The following is a 19,186-nucleotide window of genomic DNA, read 5'->3' on the forward strand; positions in this document are numbered from 1 at the left end:
ATCTGGTCGGGCGCTCAGCCCAGGCTCGCCTCGATACGGGCCACCTCCAGCCGGGTGGCGATCAGGGCGTCGGGGTTGAGGCTGATCGAATTGATGCCCTCCTCCACCAGGAAGCGGGCAAAATCGGGGTAATCGCTGGGGGCCTGGCCGCAGATGCCGATCTTGCGGCCGCAGCGCCGGGCCGTTTGGATCGCAAGCCGGATCATGGCCTTCACGGTGGCGTGGCGCTCATCAAACAGCTCCGCCACCAGCGCCGAATCGCGATCCAGGCCCAGGGTGAGCTGGGTGAGGTCGTTGGAGCCGATCGAAAAGCCGTCAAAACGCTCCGCAAACGCTTCGGCCCCGATCACATTGCTGGGTAGCTCGCACATCACATACACCTCCAGCCCGTTCTCGCCCCGCACCAGGCCGGAGCGGGCCATCTCAGCCAGCACCTTGTCGCCCTCCTCGGGGGTGCGGCAGAAGGGCACCATCGGGATCACGTTGGTCAGGCCCATGCCCTCGCGCACCCGCTTGAGGGCCTGGCATTCCAGGGCGAAGGCGTCACGGAAGGCGGGAGCGTAATAACGGGAGGCGCCCCGCCAGCCGAGCATCGGGTTCTCCTCGCTGGGCTCGAAAGCGGCGCCCCCCAGCAACTTGGCGTACTCGTTGCTTTTGAAATCGGACAAGCGCAGGATCACTGGCCGGGGATAGAAGGCCGCCGCGATGCGGGCCATGCCCTGGGCCAGCAGATCCACGTAGTACTCGGCCGGGCTGGCGTAGCCGGCCGTCAGCTGGGCGATCGCCATGCGTTCCGCTGGATCGGCAACCCGGTCCGGCTGGAGCAGGGCCATCGGGTGCACCTTGATGTGATTGGCAATGATGAACTCAAGCCGGGCCAGCCCCACCCCATCGCAGGGGATGGCCGCCAGGTTGAGGGCCTCCTCCGGGTTGCCCACGTTCATCAGGATCTGGGTGCGGGTGGCGGGCAGATCGCCGATGGGCTGCTCCGTCACCGAGAACGGCAGGGTGCCGCGGTACACCCGGCCCACATCGCCTTCGCAGCAGCTGATCGTGATGGGGTCACCGTCGTGGATGCGGCGGGTGGCGTCCCCGGTGCCAACGATGGCGGTGATGCCCATCTCCCGGGCAATGATCGCCGCATGGCAGGTGCGGCCGCCCTGGTCGGTCACCACCCCGCTAGCCCGCTTGAGGATCGGCTCCCAGTCGGGATCGGTGCGCTCGGTGATCAGCAGATCGCCGCTCTCGAAGCGCTCAATCTCGGAGGGGTGGCGGATCACCCGTGCCACGCCGCTGCTCACAGAGGCGCCGATGGCACGGCCGCTCACCAGGGTTTCGGCCTGGTGAGGCTCCAGGTGCCAGCTGCGGAGCACCGCCTGTTGCTGCTGCGACTGCACGGTTTCGGGGCGGGCCTGGAGGATGAATAGCTCCCCCGTCAGGCCGTCTTTGGCCCACTCGATGTCCATCGGGGTGGGGGACCCGCTCTGGGCGCTGTAATGGCGCTCAATCCGGCAGGCCCAGCGGGCCAGGGTGAGGCACTCGTTGTCGCTGAGGGCGAAGCGATCGCGCTCGGCCTGGGGCACCGGCTCGTTGTGCACGGGCGCGCCACCCTCGCCACTCCCCGCCTGGCCAACCACCATCCGGATCGCCTTGCTGCCCAGCCGCTTGCTCAGGATCGGCGCGAAACCCTGCTCCAGCGTGGGCTTGAAGATCAGCACCTCGTCGGGGTTGACAGCCCCCTGCACCACGTTTTCGCCCAGGCCGTAGGCGGCCGTGAGCAGCACCGCATCGCGGAAGCCGGTTTCGGTGTCGATGCTGAACATCACCCCGGCACAGGCGCGGTCGGAGCGCACCATCCGCTGCACCCCGATCGAGAGGGCCACCTCGAGGTGATCGAAGCCGTTGAGCTGGCGGTAGGAGATCGCCCGATCGGTGAACAGCGACGCGTAGCAACGCCGGCAGGCATCGAGCAGGGCCGCCTCACCCTCGATGTTCAAGTAGGTCTCCTGCTGCCCGGCAAAGCTGGCGTTGGGAAGGTCTTCGGCGGTGGCACTGGAGCGCACCGCAACGGCTGGGAAACCGCCATCTGGTGTTGCCAGCTCCCGATAGGCCGCCAGGATCGCCTCGGCCAAATCGGCGGGCAGCTCGGCATCCAGCAGCAGGCTACGGGCGGCCTTGCCAGCGCTCTGCAAGGCGCCGAGGTCGTCAGCATCCAGCCCCGTGAGCAGCTCCGCCAGCGGTGCCATGAGGCCATTGCTGCGCAACAGGTGGCGATAGGCAGCGGCGGTGGTAGCGAAGCCTCCCGGCAACCGCACCCCCGCGCCGGCGAGCTCGCGGATCATCTCGCCCAGGGAGGCGTTTTTGCCCCCCACCTGGGCAATCGCCCCAAGACCCACCGCCGCGAATGGCACCACCAGGGGAGCAGCCAGGGTTTCGGCAGGCAGGGGATTGACGGTGCGCATCCGACAAGGGCAGCCAGACCAACTCTGGCGCCACTGGACGGGCCTGGGGCCAACTGTGAAGGCGGCCACCCAAGCGCAGCTCCCCTATCACGGGCCCGACACGGATGCCACAGTGGAAGGATGCTGTTTACCCGTCCGACGGTTTCTGTGTCTCGTTTTTCCCTGGCCCGGTTCACTGCTTCCGCCCTTAGCGCCACGGCTTTCGCTGGCGTCACGGCTGTAGCGGGAGCAACGGCGTTGCTCGGAGCGCCCGGCCTGGCCCAGTCGTCAGCCCCTGCCGCGGCGGCCGCCAAGCCCGCCAGCCTGGAGACGATGAACGACATGGCTCTGGCCGCCGCCGTCAACGTCTGCGAACTGGCAGTCGAGCAGAAGGTGCCCGTGCAGAACGCCGTGATCTCCAACGCCAAGGCGATCACCTACGTGGTCACCGCCACCCACGGCGGCCAGATCGCCGGTGCAGGCAAGCTGGAGGCCTCCCAGATCATCAACGGCACCATCGTGCAGATCGTGGGCCGCGTGAAGCAAGGCTGCTACCCGAAGATCACCACCGCCGACAAGAAATTCGTCGATGACGTGATCGCCCAGTTCTCGGCCCAGGCCAAACAGCAGCAGAAGAAGTAGGAAGGTCCCAGCTGGGCCCCTTAACCGGTTGGGACCCCTTCAATCGGGATCTGACTCTTCCGGCTGGCTGTCGGGCAACAATTGGGCCAGCAAGCCGGCGGCCATCAACACCCCCCCGAGGCTCAGGGCCAACATCTTGTTGCTGGCTGCGGGTCCGTCGCTCCATACGCCGGCCGCCAGGAAGGCTCCGCCCAGCAGCAGGGAAGGCACCAGCACAATGCCTTTCGCAGTGCGGTTCAAACTCACGGAATCAGCCCAAGCAACAGGATCAGGCGCCGAGATTGGCACAATCCCCACTGGGATCGGCGTCAGCGGCAACCTGAGCCAGGCCGGCGGCAACCAAACCGCTGGCCAGATCCGTGCTGCCGGAAGCGCTGCCTGATCGGTATTGGGGAGCCGAGAGGGTCTGCACCCGGGCCAGCAGAACCCCCTGGTTCTGGCCCATGGGCCGCAGATTGACCCGAGTGCGGCGGGGGGCGGCCTGACGCAGCCAATCCACCGCCTCGCTCTGCTGGGCCTCGGGCACCACGATGCAAGCCAACTGGACGGTGTAGCTGCGGTTCTGATCACCCAGTTGCAACAGGGTGGCGCCCCGCACTTGCAGCATCTCAGCCGCCAGCGCCGCACCAGGCCAGAGCAACAGGACGAGGGCCGCGATCAGTGCCGCAAGCCACCTCAAAGCTTGGCGCCGCAGTTGGGGCAGAACAGATGGGCGCTTTCGGTGGTGCTGCCACAGGCATGGCAGTGGCGGGTGGTATCGATGGCCAGCTCGGGATGGCTGGGCAAGCCCACCATCTGGGCGTTGCTGGCGCCGGGGGGCACCATCGGGTAGCAGTTTTCGTTGCGGCGCACCTTGACGTCAATGAACACGGGGCCGGGATGGTCGAGGGCCGCCTGGAGCTGCTGGCGCAGGCTGGCCCGATCATCGATCAGCACGCCCCGCACCCCGAAGGACTCGGCCAGGGCTGCGAAGTTGGGCATGCCTCCGGTCATCTCGGAGGCGGAATAGCGCTCGCCGTAGAAGCTTTCCTGCCACTGGCGCACCATGCCCTGCCAGCCGTTGTTGAGCACCACCACCTTCACCGGCAGGTTGTACTGGCTGAGGGTGCCCAGCTCCTGGATGTTCATCAGGATGCTGGCGTCGCCGGCCACACAGATCACCTGCTCGTGGGGGAAGGCCGTTTGCACCCCCATAGCGGCAGGCATGCCGAAGCCCATGGTGCCCAGGCCCGCCGAGCTGATCCAGCGGCGGGGGCCGTTGTGGAGAAACTGGGCTGCCCACATCTGATGCTGACCCACATCCGTGGTGTAGAAGGCATCGGGCGCCAGCTCGCGCAGGGCCACCACCACCTCCTGGGGGGCGATGTCGCCCTCGGGAGCAGGCACCACCAGGGGGTAGTGCTGCTTCCAGCTGTCGATCCGCTGCAACCAAGCTTCGATGCGGCCTTCGCTGCTCTCCCCGGCAGACGCCGCCAGTAGAGCCTCCAGCGCGGCCTGCACATCGGCAACCAGCGCCACATCCGGCAGGCGGGTCTTGCCCATTTCAGCCGCATCGATGTCGATGTGAATCACCTGGGCCCGGGGCGCGAAGCCATCGAGCCGGCCGGTGACCCGATCGTCGAAGCGAGCGCCGGTGGCGATCAAAAGATCGCACTCGGTGACCGCGAAATTGGCGTAGGCGGTGCCATGCATGCCCAGCATGCCCACCGCCAGGGGATGCTTCTCATCGAAGGCCCCCTTGCCCATCAAGGTGGTGGTGACGGGCAACCGGAAGCGCTCAGCCAGTTGCTTGACGGCACCATGGGCACCGCTGCTGATAGCGCCACCTCCCACATACAGCAGGGGACGGCGAGCCTGACGAATCAGCGTCAGGGCCGCGGCGATCGCCGCCGGATCGGGGCTGGGGGGCAGCTTGAAACCGGCGGGGATGGCCGTACCAGGGGCCACCGGGGTGTAGTCGAATTCCTCAAGGCCCACGTCCTTAGGCACATCGATCAGCACCGGGCCGGGGCGGCCGCTGGCGGCGATCAGGAAGGCCTCGGCCACGATTCGGCCGATATCAGCCGGGTCGCGCACCACCCAGGAGTGCTTCACGATCGGCAGGGTGATGCCGAAGATGTCAGTTTCCTGGAAGGCATCCGTGCCGATGGATGCCCGGGGCACCTGCCCGGTGATCACCACCATCGGCACCGAGTCCATCTGGGCGGTGGCGATGCCGGTGACCAGGTTGGTGGCGCCGGGCCCAGAGGTGCCGAAGCACACACCCACCTTGCCGGTGGCGCGGGCATAGGCGTCGGCGGCATGGGTGCCGCCCTGCTCATGGCGCACCAGGATGTGCTTGAGCCAGCCGCGGGCCTCGGCCTTGTGCAGCTCGTCGTAAATCGGCAGGATCGCGCCGCCGGGGTAGCCGAAGATGTGCTCCACCCCATGGCGATGCAGCGCATCCATCAGGGCGTAGCCGCCACTAACGCGTTGCGGAGGGTTGGCCGCAACGGTGGAGCTGTCGCCATTGGAAACAGCAGGGGCGGACTGGGCCGCAGGAGTGAGGGGCGTCAGCGTCACGGCTGCAGCATGCCAACCGCTGAGGCTGGTTCACGAATTACGGCAACTCTAGGTGCCGGCGCGGCTTTTGACGCGGCCTGCCGCCATGGCCCGCAGAATCTGGGCGGGATCGAGCCAGCGCCCGCCGTGACGCATGCCCCAGTGCAGATGGGGGCCGGTGGTGCGACCACTCATGCCCACATGGCCGATCAACTGACCGGTGCGCAGCCGTTGCCCCTGGCGCAGGGCGACGGGGCCGCTGCGATAGGTGCCGCCGGCCACGTGGCCGGCGAGATGGCAATAAATGTGCTCGTAGTCCCCCGAGCGGATCACCAGGCCGATGCCACAGGCTCCGTCGTGGATCACGTCCTGCACCACCCCGGCCCACCAGTTGCGGATCGGCGAGCCCATCGGGGCGGCGATATCGAGGCCGTAGTGGGGCTCCACCCGGCCCCAGGGCCCCGTGCGGGTGCCGAAGTGGCTGGTGTAGGCCAGGAAGTTGGCTACCGGAAACACCCCCATCTGCCAATGGGCTTGCGCGAGGGCCGTACCGCAAGCCAGCTGAACCGTGACAGCCACAGCCGCACAGATCAGACCGGGCCAGGCAGCGGTTCTTTCACCCCTGCAAAACCCTGTTGAGCAGCGTGTCAAACAACGTCTGAAAGGGCCTTTGAAACGTTTCGTCAGGGGGCGGTGTTTAAAGCAGGCCGAGCGCATGCAGGGGGCCCCGTCCGCTGATCAGTTCCAGCAGGAAAGCGGAAAAGCCCACCATCGCCAAGCGACCGTTCCACACCTCGGAGCTGTTGTTCCAGCCCCAGGCCCACTTGTCCTGGGGATAGAGCTTCACCTTGGTGGGCAACTCGGCGGCCTGATCCAGGTTGACCTCGGGGCCCTCCAGGGCGTGCTGCACGAGATCGGCCAGGCCGTGAATGAAAGCTGGGGTCGTGTCCAAGGCCGGGACGCGCCTGAAATTGATGATGCCCGCCTCGGTGGCGATTTCCCGGTATTCGATGTCGATTTCTTCGAGCGTTTCGATGTGCTCACTGACGAAACTGATCGGCACCACCACCAGATCGGTCACACCGGCGGCCCCCAGCTCCTGCAGGGCGTCGTCGGTGTAGGGCTTGAGCCACTCCACCGGACCCACCCGGCTCTGGTAGGCCAGGGTGAACGGATTGGCGTGGCCCAGATCGCGCTCGAGCCGCTCCATGATCAGGCGCGCGCAGGCTTCGATCTCTTGCTGGTAGGGGTCGCCAGCCTCCTCCACGTAGCTCTTGGGCACCCCATGGGCACTGAAGAACACATGGGCCTGGGCCGGCTCGGGGCAGGCCTGGATCTCGCGGGCAATCAGGCCGGCCATAGCGCCGATGTAGCCGGGGTCGTCGTAGTAACTGCGGATGCAGCGGATCGGCAGGCGCGAAAAGGCTGTATCGGCCTGACGCAGCCGCTGCAGCTCCCGGAAACTCGAGCCGCTGGTGCTGATCGAAAAGTGGGGATAGAGGGGCAGCACCACCACCTCATCCACTCCGTCGGCCTTGATGTCGCCCACCGCCGATTCGGTGAAGGGGTGCCAATAGCGCATGGCCACGTAGCTGGTGGCCTCGATGCCCCTGGAGCGCAATTCACTCTGGAGCTCCCGGGCCTGCTGTTCGGTGATGCGCCGCAGGGGCGAGCCACCGCCGATCGAGCGGTAGGCCTCCTGGGATTTGCCGGCCCGCAGACTGCTGATCAACCAGGCCAGTGGCTTCTGGAGAGCAGGATTCGGCAGCCGGATGATCTCCGGATCGGAAAACAGGTTGTAGAGAAACGGACCGACGTCCTGAATACGCTCGGGCCCGCCGAGGTTCAGCAGCAGCACGCCAACCTTGGCCATGCCCTCGTTCCGTGCGGCTCAGGAAGGCCGAGCGTAACGCTGCCGCTACACCCCTAGCGGCTTCGGCGTCGGATCGATAACGTCGAGACCTGTGCAAGGGCCATGGCAAGCGGAGCTGCGGTGCCCGATCTGGCGAGCCTGCAGGCCCAGCTGGCGCAGGAGAACAGCGCCCTGGCGCGGGCGGGGCTTTCGCTGCGTCTGGAGCTGCGCGGCCAACGGCTGGGGCTGCGGGGGCCGCTGCCCTGCCGCCATGGGACGGGTCGGCACCCCGTGCAGCGCATCAGCCTGGGGCTGCCCGCCGACGCAGCGGGGTTGGATCAGGCCAGGGAGCGCCTCAAGGAGGCGCTGCGTCAGCTCCAGCAAGGGCGTTTCGACTGGTCGGTGTGGGCCCGGGCGCTGCCGGAACCGACCCCAGGAAGCCCTGTGACCGAGCGGGTGACGAGGCCGGTGGTGAAGGGCTGCGGCGATCCCCTCGGGCTGGAGAGCTTCGAGGCGGCCTTCTTCGCCGACCCCCGCCGCCGCCGCAACCCCGCCGGCTGCCGCACCACCTGGACCAGCGCCTACCGTCCCTACCTGCGGCGCCTGGCGGCGGTGGCGGCGGAACGGAACTGGCCCCTGGGCCTGCCGTTGCTGGAGACGGTTCTGGAGAGCTATGCCCCAACCAGCCGCAGTCGCCAGCAGTGCGGCACCGCCCTGGCGGCCCTGGCCCGCCACCTGGGCCAGCCCTTGCCCGAGGACTGGGCCGAACGGGCGGCGGGCTACGGCCTGCATGCGGCCCAGTTCCGCAGGCTGCCCGGCGATCCGCAGATCCTCGCCCTGGCCGAACAGATCCCCAACCCCAGCTGGCGGCTGGCCTACGCGTTGATGGCCACCTATGGCCTGCGCAACCACGAGATTTTTTTCTGCGACCTCTCGGCCCTGGCCCCCGGCGGCGACCGGGTGATCCGGGTGCTGCCCACCTCCAAAACCGGGGAGCACCAGGTGTGGCCGTTCCAGCCGGAGTGGGTGGAACACTTCGGCCTGGAGCAACTGGGGAGCACCGCCCCACCTTTGCCCCCAGTGGCCACCGACCTACGCCGCACCACCCTGCAGCAGGTGGGCCGGCGGGTGGCGGAACAATTTCGCCGCTACGACCTGCCGATCACCCCCTACGACCTGCGCCATGCCTGGGCGGTGCGCACCATCCACATCGGCCTGCCCGACACCGTGGCAGCCCGGATGATGGGTCACTCCGTGGCCATTCACACCCGCACCTATCACCACTGGATCACCCGCCGCGACCAGCAGCAGGCGGTGGATGCGGCCCTGGCGCGCCGGCAGTCGGTGGCCTAAGCCCGCCAGAGTGGCTGCCTTGCCGTTGCCCTGCCGTGAGCCAACCCGATCCCACCGCACCCCAGCCCGACGCCACTGCGCCAGGGTCGGCCCTCGATGCGGTGGCAGCGGAACTCGGCCCCGGCGGCGCTCTGGCGCCAGAAGCGGATGCCGATGGCTACCGCCGCCGCATGGCACGGCGCAAGGAGGTGCAGCAGCAGCGAGTGGGTGAGCGCAACCTGGAGAAGGGGCTGGTGCTGGTGTTCACCGGCGACGGCAAAGGCAAGACCACCGCAGCCCTAGGGCTGGTGCTGCGCACCCTGGGCCACGGCGACGCGGTGGCGGTGGTGCAGTTCATCAAGGGCGGCTGGCAGCCCGGCGAAGCCAAGGCCCTGGAGTTGTTTGGCGACGCGCTGGCCTGGCACGCCCTGGGCGAGGGCTTCACCTGGGAAACCCAGGACCGGGAGCGGGATCGTGTGTTGGTCCAGGCCGCCTGGGAGAGATCGCTCAGCTACCTCGCCGACGCCAACCGCAAGCTGGTGGTGCTCGATGAGGTGAATGTCGCCCTCAAGCTGGGCTACCTGGCGGTGGAACAGGTGCTGGAGGGCCTGACCCTGCGCCCCGAGCTCACCCACGTGGCCCTCACCGGCCGCGGTGCCCCCCCGGCCCTGGTGGAGCGGGCCGATCTGGTGACGGAAATGAAATTGCTGCGCCATCCCTTCCGGGAGCAGGGCGTGAAAGCTCAGCGAGGGATTGAGTTTTAGGCACGGCTCAGCCCAGGTCGTCCTGGAGCTGAGCCAGGGCACTCACCAGCACGGTGAGGCCGCTGATCAACACGGCCCGGTGCACATCGGGTTCGCGCCAGATCGCCGGGTCGGCGCTGGCCCGATCCAGGGCCGAAAGGGTGAGGCGCGCCATCACGCCACAGGATCGCGGCTGGCGGTAAGGCTGGGGCTGGCCGAGGGGAAGGTGGCCCATGGCGCTCACGCTTTGTGGCACTGAAGCGGTTGGGCGGGCAGGACGCAAGGGCGTTGCTACGGTGCGGCAAATCAGTGGGGTCGATGGGTTACAAGCGCGTGCTGCTCAAACTCAGCGGCGAAGCGCTGATGGGGGAGCAGGGCTATGGCATCGATCCGGCGATCGTGCAGTCCATTGCCTCCGATGTGGCCGCCTGCGTGGCCGGTGGCACCCAACTGGCGATCGTGGTGGGTGGTGGCAACATCTTCCGCGGCCTGAAAGGATCGGCCGCCGGTATGGACCGGGCCACCGCCGACTACGTCGGCATGCTCGCCACCGTGATGAACGCCATCACCCTGCAGGACGGCCTCGAGCGGGCTGGCGTGCCCACCCGGGTGCAGAGCGCCATCTCGATGCAGGAGGTAGCCGAGCCCTACATCCGCCGCAAGGCGATCCGCCACATGGAAAAGGGCAGGGTGGTGATCTTTGCCGCCGGCACCGGCAACCCCTTCTTCACCACCGATACCACCGCAGCCCTGCGGGCCGCTGAGATCGGCGCCGATGTGGTGTTCAAGGCCACCAAGGTGGATGGCGTCTACAACAAAGACCCCAACAAGCACACCGATGCTGTGCGCTACGAGAGCCTCTCGTTCCTGGAGGTGCTCAGCTCCGAGCTCGAGGTGATGGACGGCACGGCCATTTCCCTCTGCAAGGACAACGCCATTCCCATTGTGGTGTTTGATCTGTTCGGCGCCGGCAACATCGGCCGCGCCGTGGCCGGCGAGCCGATCGGCACCCGCATTCACCCCTGACCCCCGCCATGGATTTGGAAGCCAGCATGCGCAAGTCGCTCGAAGCGACCCAGCGCACCTTCAACACCATCCGCACGGGCCGGGCCAACCCCTCCCTGCTCGACAAAATCAGTGTGGAGTACTACGGCGCTGAGACGCCGCTGAAGTCTCTGGCCACCCTGTCCACCCCCGATTCCCAAACGATTCAGATCCAGCCGTTCGATACCGGCTCGATGGGACTGATTGAGAAGGCCATCTCCATGAGTGATCTGGGCCTGACCTGCAACAACGACGGCAAGGTAATCCGGATCAACATCCCGCCCCTCACCGAAGATCGCCGCAAGGAGCTCTGCAAGCTGGCCGCGAAGTATGCCGAAGAGGGCAAGGTGGCCCTGCGCAACGTGCGCCGCGATGCCATCGACAAGGTGAAAAAGCAGGAGAAGGACGGCGAGCTCTCAGAAGATCAGAGCCGCGATGATCAGGACAAGGTGCAGAAGCTCACCGATAAGTTCATCGCCGAGCTCGAGAAGCACCTGGCCGAGAAGGAAGCCGACATCCTCAAGGTGTGAACGCCACGCCAGCTGACGTGGTGGTGGTGGGGGCCGGCGCTGCTGGTGGCGCAGCGGCCTTCCACCTGGCGCAGCAGGGTCAGAAGGTGGTCCTCTTGGATCGCGCCGCCTTCCCACGCCCCAAGCCCTGTGGGGGCGGCATGGCGGCCTCGATGCAGGCGCTGTTCCCCTTTGACCTGGGCCCGGCCGTGGATGCGGTGATCGACCAGGTGCGTTTCACCTGGTGCCTGGGCGACCCCGTGACGGCCGTGTTGCCCGGCGATGCCCCCTTCTGGATCGTGCGGCGTTCCGTGCTCGATTCCTACCTGGTGGAGCAGGCCACGGCAGCTGGGGTGGACTTCCAGCCGGGCGTGGCGGTGCAGAGCCTGCAGCGATCAGGGGATCACTGGCAGCTGCAGGCGATCGGGCCAACCGGCGCAGCCCTATCGCTCCAGGCGCGGGCGGTGGTGATCGCCGACGGCTCGGGATCGCAGTTGGCGGCCCGCCATGGCCTGGGGCCAGCCCGGCCGCGCTTTGCCGACACGGTGTCGGTGGAGGTGGAATGTGCCGTGAGCGAGCCCAGCACCGCCCGCTTTGAATTCGGTTTGGTGCGCCATGGCTTCTGCTGGTCCTTCCCCCGCCAGGGGGGCTACAGCATCGGCGTGGGCACCTTCATCGGCCGCGATCCCGCCGATGCCGATGCGGTGCTGAGCCAATTACTGCCCAGCCTGGGCCTGCCCGCCGATGCCGGCGAGCGCCGTGCGGGCCAGCTGCGCATCTGGGATGGCCACCACCCGCTCCATGGCCAGGGGGAGAACACCGGGCTGGTGGTGGTAGGCGATGCCGCCTCGCTGTGCGATCCCTTCCTGGCCGAAGGTCTGCGTCCCGCCCTGATCAGCGGCTGCCGGGCCGCTGAGGCGATCGCAGCCTGGTTGGCCGGTGAGCCCTCGGCCCTGGCCGGCTACACGCGCCGCATGCGGGCCGAATGGGGCGAGTCGATGGCCTGGGGCAAACGCATCGCCCAGGTGTTCTACCGGGTGCCGCGGGTGGGCTACCAGCTGGGCATCAAGCGCCCCACCGCACCGCAGCGCATTGCCCAGATCCTTTCCGGCGAGATGGGCTATGGCGACATCGCCCAACGGGTGATCCGCCGCTTGCTGTTCCAGCGCTCCTGAAGGCGGGCTTCAGATCTTGGTGCAAGCCTCAGATCTTGGTGCAATCCTTGAGTTGCCGCAGGCGCTGATCGATCGAGCCCAGCAGTTCGATCGCAAACATCGGCGACTCCTGCACAGCAAACAGAAACTTTTCGCGGTTCATCACCAGCAACCGGCAGGGGGTTAAAGCCCGGGCATTGCCGTAGCGGCGGTGATCGCTCGTCACCAGAGCACCGGCACCGAACACATCGCCTGCATTGATCTGCTCATGGCCCTGGTCGCCGTTCCAGCTCAACTGCACCGAGCCCTCCAGCAGGCCGAACATGCAATCGCCCGATTCCCCCGAGGCAAAAATCAGCTCCCCAGGCTCCACAGTGACCACCTCACCGTTGCTGGCCAGGGCGCGCATGGTGTCGAGGGCGTTCACGGTGCGACGGCTACGGACGGAGATGGGGCCAGTGTGCCCCACGCCGGTTAAGGCTGGCTCTAGCCAGCACCAACCAAGGCCGCTCCCAATCCACCCTTGATGTCGTCCGGGGCGAGCCGGCCATCTTTATCGGTGTCGAGAGCATCGAACACCGCATCACTGCCCAGCCACTCCTCGCGGGTGATGCAGCCATCGCCATCGAGATCATTGAGCAGGAAGATCTCGTGCACGGCATGGCTGAACGCGGCACCACCCTCGAGCTCGGCCAGGCGATGGGCCAGCTGGGCCTCCAGGGCTTCGATCGCCTTGCAGAAGCCGCGGATCCCCTCATCCAACTTCTCGGTGGCCATCGGATCGGCCGCCAGCATCTGGCGGAAGTGGGCTTCATCGAGATGGATTTGGGCTTCGGTGGGAGCCGGATCAAAGGCGTTGAGTTTGCGCTCCAGTTCCCCTTCGGTGTGGCGCAACTGATCGAGCAGCGCCGGCGAGATGGTGAGCAGATCACAGCCCGCCAGCTCGATGATCTCCTCAATGTTGCGGAAGCTGGCTCCCATCACCTCGGTTTTGTAGCCGTAGGTTTTGAAGTAGTTGAAGATCTGGCTCACGGAGATCACACCGGGATCTTCTGGGCCGGGGTAGACGTCGCGGCCGGTGCTCTTCTTGTACCAATCGAGGATGCGTCCCACGAAGGGGGAGATCAGGGTGACGCCGGCCTCGGCGCAAGCCACCGCCTGGGCAAAACCGAACAACAGGGTCAGGTTGCAGTGGATGCCCTCCTGCTCCAGTTGCTGGGCGGCACGAATGCCCTCCCAGGTGGACGCCACCTTGATCAGCACCCGGTCGTTGCTGATGCCCGCCTGGTTGTACAGGCCGATCAGTTTGCGGGCCTTGGCGATGGTGGCTTCGGTGTCGTAGCTGAGGCGGGCGTCCACTTCTGTGGACACGCGGCCGGGCACGATCTTGAGGATCTCCTTGCCGAAGGTGACGCAGATTTCATCGAGGGCTTCCCGTACCACCGCGTCGGCGCCGGCATCGGCCCCCATCACCTGGCGCGACTCCTGCAGGGAGCGGTCGATCAGGTTTTGGTAGGTGGGAATCTGGGCTGCGGCCAGGATCAGCGACGGGTTGGTGGTGGCGTCGCGGGGGGTGAACTGCTTGATCGCATCAATATCGCCGGTGTCGGACACCACCACGGTCATGGCAGCGAGTTGATCGAGCAGGTTGGCCATGGGCAGGGACGGGTCGAGCTGGCTGGGCATCAGCCCTGAGTGCCATCACGCTAGCCAGTGTGGACGGATTCACCCAGACGGCAGACCGATCCTTGAGGGAACGGCAACACGAGCCGTCAGGCCTTGGGGCGCGAGGGCGGAATCCGCTCCAGCACCAGCAGGGCGTCGATGATCTGGCGGGCGACCGGGGCCGCCACCGTGGAGCCGTAGATGCTGCCGCCCTTCGGTTCATCCACCACCACCAGCACGACGTAGCGCGGGTCGTCGATGGGCAGGTGCCCGACAAAGCTGGTGATCAGAGCCCCCGGGATGTACACACCCCGCTCCGCTTTCTGGGCGGTGCCCGTCTTGCCGCCGATCCGGTAACCGGGAATCTTGATGCCCAAGCCACTGCTGTTCTCCACCACCGACTCCATCCAGCCCATCACCGTGCGGGTGACGGCGGGATCGAGCAACGGCATCCCGCTCCCACCCGGAGCGCTGGCCAGTGCATCTCCTGAGCGCAGACCTCGGGTGATGTGCGGGCTCACCAGCCGGCCCCCATTGGCCAACATGGCGTGCAGCTGCAGCAGCTTCAGCGGCGTCAAGGAGAAGCCCTGGCCAAAGGCAGCCACGGCCGGCTCAATCGCCTGGCTGGTAAAGGCATTGCGGGGCTTGAGTTCCCCGGCCACCGCCCCCGGCAGGTCGGTGTCGGGCCTTTCATCAATCCCGAAGGTGCGCAGCCACTGCCAGAAGCGGTCCCGCTTCACCTGAGCCATCGCCTTCACCATCGCCACGTTGCTCGACACCTGCAGCACGGTGGGGAAATCAATCAGGCCATTGGCCCGCTTGTCGTGGTTGAAGATCGGCCAGCCCCCGATCGTCAGCTGACCGGTGTCGGCCACCCGACCATTGGCCTGGATCGCCTTTTCCTGCAGGGCCAGGGCCAGGTTGATCGGCTTGAAGGTGGAGCCCGGTTCGTAGAGGTCCTGCACCGACCACTCGCGGAACAGACCGGGGTTGAACTTCCAGAAGGCGTTGGGGTCGTAGGTGGGGGTGGAAGCCAGCGCCAGCATTTCGCCGTTGCGCACGTCCATCACCAGGGCCGCACCGCGCTTGGCATTCCATTTCTTGACCTGCTTGACCAGGGCCTGCTGGGCCACCTGCTGCAGCCGGGCATCGAGGGTGAGCTGCAGGCGCAGGTCGTCGCCGTAGAGAGAGCCGGCTGTCAGGCCAGCGGGCAGTGGGGTGCCGTCGGCGCCGCGGCGCATCTGCAGGGCCGTTTCCTGGCGCTTGAGGTCGCCATCGCGGCTTTGCTCCAGGCCGGCCTGGGGCACGCGCTCCAGGTTGAGGAAGCCGACGACGTTGGCAAACAGGGGGCCCTGGGGATAGATGCGGTGGGGGTAGGCCTCGAGATCCAGGCCACTGATTCCCAGCTGCCGCACCCGCTCAGCCGTCTCCGGATCCAGGTCTGTGCGCAGCTTGATGCCACTGCGGCGGCCCGCCATCGTTTGCAGAAGCCCGGCTTTCGGCAGGGCCAACACCGCCGCCACCTTGCTGGCCACCTCATCGACGCTGCGGATCTTCTGGGGGTCGTCGCCCGGGAAATTGAAATAACGGGGATGGGCCCAGAGGGTAAAGCGCTGTTCATCAAGGGCCACCAGGCGCCCATTGCGATCAACGATCGTGCGTCGCTTGCCGATCGGCTTGGTGGTTTGGGTCTGGATGGCGTGGGCGCGGTTCTGGAGGTTGGTCGCATCGACCACCTGCAACCAGGCCAGCCGTACGGCCAGCCCCACCAGGCCCGCGCACAACAGCCCGTAAACCGCCAGCAAACGACCGGTGGGCACCGGCTGGATCGCCACGACCCGCTGGGGAGAACTGCTGCGACTGCGGCTGGGACCGCGGCGACGACTGGACGTCATCGACATGAATCAGTAACCCGAGCGGATCTGACGCAACTGAATGCTGCTCAGCAGGGGCAAACCGACGGAGAGGGAAGCGGACTTAGGGGGCGGGAGGTACACCAGTTTTTCACTGCTGGTCGGCACCAGCCAGCCCGGGCGCTTCACCGCGCCCAGGTGGTGCTGTTCCAGCAGCGCCGACGATTCCTGCAGCTTGTGCTCCAACAGCTGGGAGGCCTCCAGTTGCTGGTAGCTCACACCCCAGCGGTTCTGCCAGTGCAGGGTCAGGGCGCTGAGGGCGAGCATGCAGATGCCGAGGCCCGCCAGGGTGCCGTCGGTGGCGCGGTGGAGGTTGCTGATCCAGGGAGCTCGGCGCTCCAACCTGCGGCCCGAGAGGGAGCCCTGAATCAGCTGAAGGGTGCGCCGCTGAGCCCGTCGGCTGGCGTGTTTCCCCGCCATCAGACGACTTTCGGGAGCCTGCCGGGGCGAGAGGGAGGCAACCAAAGGGACGGCCCGAGCACTGCGCGATTGAACCACCCCTGATGCGAACCAGCAAGGGGACTGGAGCCTTCAACCTGCCAGCAAGAGCAAATTGGCAAAAGTGAGGCCATTCCACAGGCTGTGCATCAACACACTCGCCCCCAGCCTGCCGCTCTGGAGCCGTAGCCAGCCCAGGCCCAAGCCGAGCACAAACAGGGGCGGCAATTCGCCGATGCTGAGGTGGGCAACGCTGAACACCAGGGCACTGATCAGCACGGCCCAGAGGCCGCCCCAGCGCTGGGCCAGCACCGGCAGCAGCACGCCGCGGAACAGGGTTTCCTCAAACAGTGGTGCCAGCACCAGGGCCGTGAAGGCAAAACACAGCAGGGCCAGGGGGTTGGCGCTGGTCAGCACCAGCTCGAGCAGGGGATTGCTGCCGCCAGGATCGCCAACCAACCGCTCCTGAAGCCAGCCCGTCAGGGCCACCAGGGGCAGCACCATCAGCACCTGGACCAGAGCACGGCGCAGGGTGCCGCCCAGTGGTCGCCAGTGCCACTGCAGCCAGCCTCCTAGGGGCCGCGGACCGTGGGACCGCAACTGGCCCCAGAGCAGTGCCAGCGGGACCGCCATCAAACCGAGGTACAGGCCCAGCACCAACACCCCCTGCTGCAGGGCGGGCTGGGCGGCCAGCGGCCCGAGTCCGCCCTGCAGCAGGGGAGCCAGCAGCAGCGGCACCAACAACTCACCCACCACCACAAAGCCACCGGCGATCAGCAGCGTTGCCTCCGCCAGGGTCAGGGGTGGCCCCTGCAGGGGCGCCCGGGCCTGGGCCTTGCCGCGCCAGCGCAGCCAGAGCTCGCGCAGCAGCAGGCCGATGCCCAGCAGCAACAACAGCACCGGCACCACCCCCGTGCCCAACAGGCGCAGCACCGCCGCCCGCTGGGCCGGCTGATCGCTGCAGGCGTCGACACTCCCGCCCAGGGCCTGGCAGGCCAAGGCACGGGTGAGGGGCGAGGGGTGCCAGCCCGCCCACAGCCCCTCCGCCGGCCCAGGGGCACGGTTCGCAGGCGGGGCGAGCAGGGCCGCCAGTAGGGGCCGCTGCTCTGGAGGCACCTGCTGTTGCAGATCCAGCAGCCGTTGCCGGCCCGCCTGCTGCTGCCCCGTCTGACCCTGCAGCAGAGCCAGTTGCAGCTGCTGCTCGGGGGCAGGGGGCAGGGGGGCGTCGTTGACCTGCTGCAGGAGTTCCTTTTGCAAGGCCTGGAGCGGCTGATCCCCGGCCAGCAGCGGGCGCAAGTTGGCGGGCAGGGCAGGGGCCGCCAGGGCCGTCAGCTCCCGCTGGCGCAGCTCCAGGGCGTTGCCCACCGATGGGCGCTGCAGGCTGTCCACCAGGCCATTGAGCCAGAGCAAGCCACTGAGCACCAGGCTGAGCAGGGCCAGGCCAGCAGTCCACCCTGCGCTCGGACGGGGTTGCGGGGGGGGGCTGGCGTTCAAGCGCAGGCCCTCCGGGGCTTACGAGTGGAGCGATTCTGCCCACACCCCCTCCCATACGATGGGCGGAGAGCAGCGTCAAGCCCGTGCCCCTTCGGATTGTGTTGGTGCGCCATGGGCAGAGCAGCTTCAATGTGGAGCACCGCATCCAGGGCCGCGACGATCTCTCCACCCTCACCGACACCGGCCAGTCCCAGGCCCGTGCCACAGAGGCCGCGCTGCGGGATCTGACCTTCACGGCGGCCTACACCTCGCCGCTGCGCCGGGCCGCCGACACCGCCCAGCTGTTGCTGGCCGAGCAGGGTCAGGGCCTGGTGGCGACGCCCGATGCGCTGTTGCTGGAAATTGACCTGGCCCCCTGGAGCGGGCTGTTGCGCCAGGAGCTGCGCGAGCACCACGCCGAGCTAGAGCGGCAGTGGCGTTTGGCACCGGAACGGCTCGAACTGCAGCGGGCCGATGGCCACACCTACCTGCCCCTGCAGGAGCTGATGGCCCAGGCCCAGCAATTCCGAGAGCAGCTGCTGGAGCGCCATGGGGCTGCAATCACCGACGAGCAGGGTCCACCCCAGACGGTGCTGGTGGTGGCCCACAACGCCATCCTGCGCTGCCTGCTGCTGGCGCTGCTGGATCTGCCCCTGTCCGGCTTCCGCCGGCTGCGGGTCGACAACTGCTCCCTATCAGTGCTCAACCTCAGTGGCGGCGGAGTGCAGGTGGAATCCCTCAACGGGCTGGCCCACCTTGGCGACCCCCTGCCCTCCAAGGGGCCAGGGCCGCGCCTGCTGCTGGTGCGCCATGGCGAAACCGACTGGAATCGCGAAGGCCGCTTCCAGGGGCAGATCGACATTCCCCTCAATGCCACCGGGCGCTCCCAGGCCGAAGCAGCTGGTCGTTTCCTAGCGCCGGTCACGATCAACCGGGCCTACACCAGCTGCATGGCCCGCCCCCGTCAGACCGCCGAAGCGATCCTGGCCTCCCACCCTGGCGTGCCCCTGACCAGCAGCACCGGCCTGGTGGAAATCGGCCACGGGCTCTGGGAAGGCCGGCTTGAGCAGGAGATCGCCGAGGGCTGGCCCCAGCTGCTCGCAGACTGGAAGCGGGCGCCCCAGACGGTTCAGATGCCGGAGGGGGAAACCCTGCAGCAGGTCTGGGACCGCTCCTTGGCCACATGGGCCCGCATCGCCGCCAGCCTCAGCGACGACGAAACCGCCTTAGTGGTGGCCCATGACGCCGTCAACAAAACCATTCTCTGCGGCCTGCTGGGCCTGCAGCCCGCCGACATCTGGGCCATCAAGCAGGGCAACGGTGGCGTCACCGTGATCGACTACCCCGAAGGAGCCGGCGGGCGCCCGCTGGTGGCAGCCATGAACCTCACCCCACACCTAGGCGGCGTGTTGGACCGCACCGCCGCCGGTGCGCTCTGA

The 19,186-nt window shown here is 67.3% G+C and carries 19 protein-coding genes; 7 read left to right on the top strand and 12 right to left on the bottom strand.

Features of this window, described 5'->3' with window-relative positions; genetic code table 11:
• Positions 1-14: 14 nt before the first annotated feature.
• Positions 15-2,462: a phosphoenolpyruvate synthase gene (gene ppsA / locus KBY70_RS08950; RefSeq protein WP_254988220.1), complete on the bottom strand. Its 2,448-nt coding sequence runs from the start codon at positions 2,460-2,462 to the stop codon at positions 15-17.
• 147 nt (positions 2,463-2,609) lie between these two features.
• On the opposite strand from ppsA, the gene KBY70_RS08955 reads away from it, so the two are divergent.
• Positions 2,610-3,083 carry a hypothetical protein gene (locus tag KBY70_RS08955; RefSeq protein ID WP_254988221.1) on the top strand — a complete coding sequence of 158 codons (474 nt, stop codon included), beginning with the start codon at positions 2,610-2,612 and terminating at the stop codon, positions 3,081-3,083.
• A 39-nt stretch (positions 3,084-3,122) separates the two neighbouring features.
• Here KBY70_RS08955 and KBY70_RS08960 read toward each other — a convergent pair whose 3' ends face one another.
• The 5 genes from KBY70_RS08960 to hemH all read right to left on the bottom strand — a co-directional run bounded on the left by KBY70_RS08960 (position 3,123) and on the right by hemH (position 7,497).
• Positions 3,123-3,329, bottom strand: a complete 207-nt coding sequence (locus KBY70_RS08960; protein ID WP_094559894.1) for a GIVxVP protein — start codon at positions 3,327-3,329, stop codon at positions 3,123-3,125.
• A 22-nt stretch (positions 3,330-3,351) separates the two neighbouring features.
• Positions 3,352-3,690: a nuclease gene (locus tag KBY70_RS08965; protein ID WP_233128536.1), complete on the bottom strand. Its 339-nt coding sequence runs from the start codon at positions 3,688-3,690 to the stop codon at positions 3,352-3,354.
• Between the two features lie 68 nt (positions 3,691-3,758).
• The gene (ilvB, locus tag KBY70_RS08970; RefSeq protein ID WP_409996046.1) at positions 3,759-5,531 is read right to left on the bottom strand and encodes a biosynthetic-type acetolactate synthase large subunit; all 1,773 of its coding nucleotides are present in this window, start codon (positions 5,529-5,531) and stop codon (positions 3,759-3,761) included.
• 162 nt (positions 5,532-5,693) lie between these two features.
• Positions 5,694-6,203 carry a M23 family metallopeptidase gene (locus KBY70_RS08975; RefSeq protein ID WP_233128522.1) on the bottom strand — a complete coding sequence of 170 codons (510 nt, stop codon included), beginning with the start codon at positions 6,201-6,203 and terminating at the stop codon, positions 5,694-5,696.
• 118 nt (positions 6,204-6,321) lie between these two features.
• A complete protein-coding gene (gene hemH, locus KBY70_RS08980; protein ID WP_254988223.1) occupies positions 6,322-7,497 on the bottom strand; it encodes a ferrochelatase in 1,176 nt (391 codons plus the stop codon).
• Between the two features lie 102 nt (positions 7,498-7,599).
• Here hemH and KBY70_RS08985 point away from each other — a divergent pair, with 102 nt between their 5' ends.
• Entirely contained in the window at positions 7,600-8,829 is a 1,230-nt protein-coding gene (locus tag KBY70_RS08985; RefSeq protein WP_254988224.1) for a site-specific integrase, read from the top strand.
• A gap of 35 nt (positions 8,830-8,864) precedes the next feature.
• Positions 8,865-9,572 (top strand): cob(I)yrinic acid a,c-diamide adenosyltransferase, encoded by a 708-nt coding sequence (gene cobO, locus KBY70_RS08990; protein ID WP_254988225.1) that lies wholly within the window; start codon positions 8,865-8,867, stop codon positions 9,570-9,572.
• Positions 9,573-9,579: 7 nt separating this feature from the next.
• On the opposite strand, the gene KBY70_RS08995 is transcribed toward cobO, so the two are convergent.
• Positions 9,580-9,786, bottom strand: coding sequence for a hypothetical protein (locus KBY70_RS08995; protein ID WP_094559900.1), 207 nt, complete (start codon positions 9,784-9,786; stop codon positions 9,580-9,582).
• Positions 9,787-9,869: 83 nt separating this feature from the next.
• Between KBY70_RS08995 and pyrH the strand changes: the two genes are divergently transcribed.
• The 3 genes from pyrH to KBY70_RS09010 are packed head-to-tail and all read left to right on the top strand — an operon-like array spanning position 9,870 to position 12,279.
• The gene (gene pyrH, locus KBY70_RS09000) at positions 9,870-10,577 is read left to right on the top strand and encodes a UMP kinase (RefSeq protein WP_094559901.1); all 708 of its coding nucleotides are present in this window, start codon (positions 9,870-9,872) and stop codon (positions 10,575-10,577) included.
• Positions 10,578-10,585: 8 nt separating this feature from the next.
• Positions 10,586-11,125: a ribosome recycling factor gene (gene frr / locus KBY70_RS09005; RefSeq protein WP_094559902.1), complete on the top strand. Its 540-nt coding sequence runs from the start codon at positions 10,586-10,588 to the stop codon at positions 11,123-11,125.
• Positions 11,122-12,279, top strand: coding sequence for an NAD(P)/FAD-dependent oxidoreductase (locus tag KBY70_RS09010; protein WP_094559903.1), 1,158 nt, complete (start codon positions 11,122-11,124; stop codon positions 12,277-12,279). Before frr ends, KBY70_RS09010 begins: the two co-directional genes overlap by 4 nt.
• Positions 12,280-12,307: 28 nt before the next feature.
• Here the strand turns inward: KBY70_RS09010 and KBY70_RS09015 are convergent, their stop codons facing one another.
• The 5 genes from KBY70_RS09015 to KBY70_RS09035 all read right to left on the bottom strand — a co-directional run bounded on the left by KBY70_RS09015 (position 12,308) and on the right by KBY70_RS09035 (position 17,768).
• Complete coding sequence (locus tag KBY70_RS09015; RefSeq protein ID WP_094559904.1) at positions 12,308-12,685, bottom strand: Crp/Fnr family transcriptional regulator; 378 nt, start codon at positions 12,683-12,685, stop codon at positions 12,308-12,310.
• Positions 12,686-12,744: 59 nt separating this feature from the next.
• Complete coding sequence (locus KBY70_RS09020) at positions 12,745-13,914, bottom strand: transaldolase (RefSeq protein ID WP_254988264.1); 1,170 nt, start codon at positions 13,912-13,914, stop codon at positions 12,745-12,747.
• Positions 13,915-14,030: 116 nt separating this feature from the next.
• Entirely contained in the window at positions 14,031-15,818 is a 1,788-nt protein-coding gene (locus KBY70_RS09025) for a peptidoglycan D,D-transpeptidase FtsI family protein (protein ID WP_254988226.1), read from the bottom strand.
• A 9-nt stretch (positions 15,819-15,827) separates the two neighbouring features.
• Positions 15,828-16,256 (bottom strand): hypothetical protein, encoded by a 429-nt coding sequence (locus KBY70_RS09030; protein WP_254988227.1) that lies wholly within the window; start codon positions 16,254-16,256, stop codon positions 15,828-15,830.
• Between the two features lie 111 nt (positions 16,257-16,367).
• Positions 16,368-17,768, bottom strand: coding sequence for a CPBP family intramembrane glutamic endopeptidase (locus tag KBY70_RS09035; protein WP_233128525.1), 1,401 nt, complete (start codon positions 17,766-17,768; stop codon positions 16,368-16,370).
• An 83-nt stretch (positions 17,769-17,851) separates the two neighbouring features.
• On the opposite strand from KBY70_RS09035, the gene KBY70_RS09040 reads away from it, so the two are divergent.
• Positions 17,852-19,186, top strand: coding sequence for a histidine phosphatase family protein (locus KBY70_RS09040; protein ID WP_254988228.1), 1,335 nt, complete (start codon positions 17,852-17,854; stop codon positions 19,184-19,186).

The sequence above is a fragment of the Cyanobium sp. ATX 6E8 genome, from assembly GCF_024346335.1.
In the GTDB taxonomy this organism is placed as follows: domain Bacteria; phylum Cyanobacteriota; class Cyanobacteriia; order PCC-6307; family Cyanobiaceae; genus Cyanobium_A.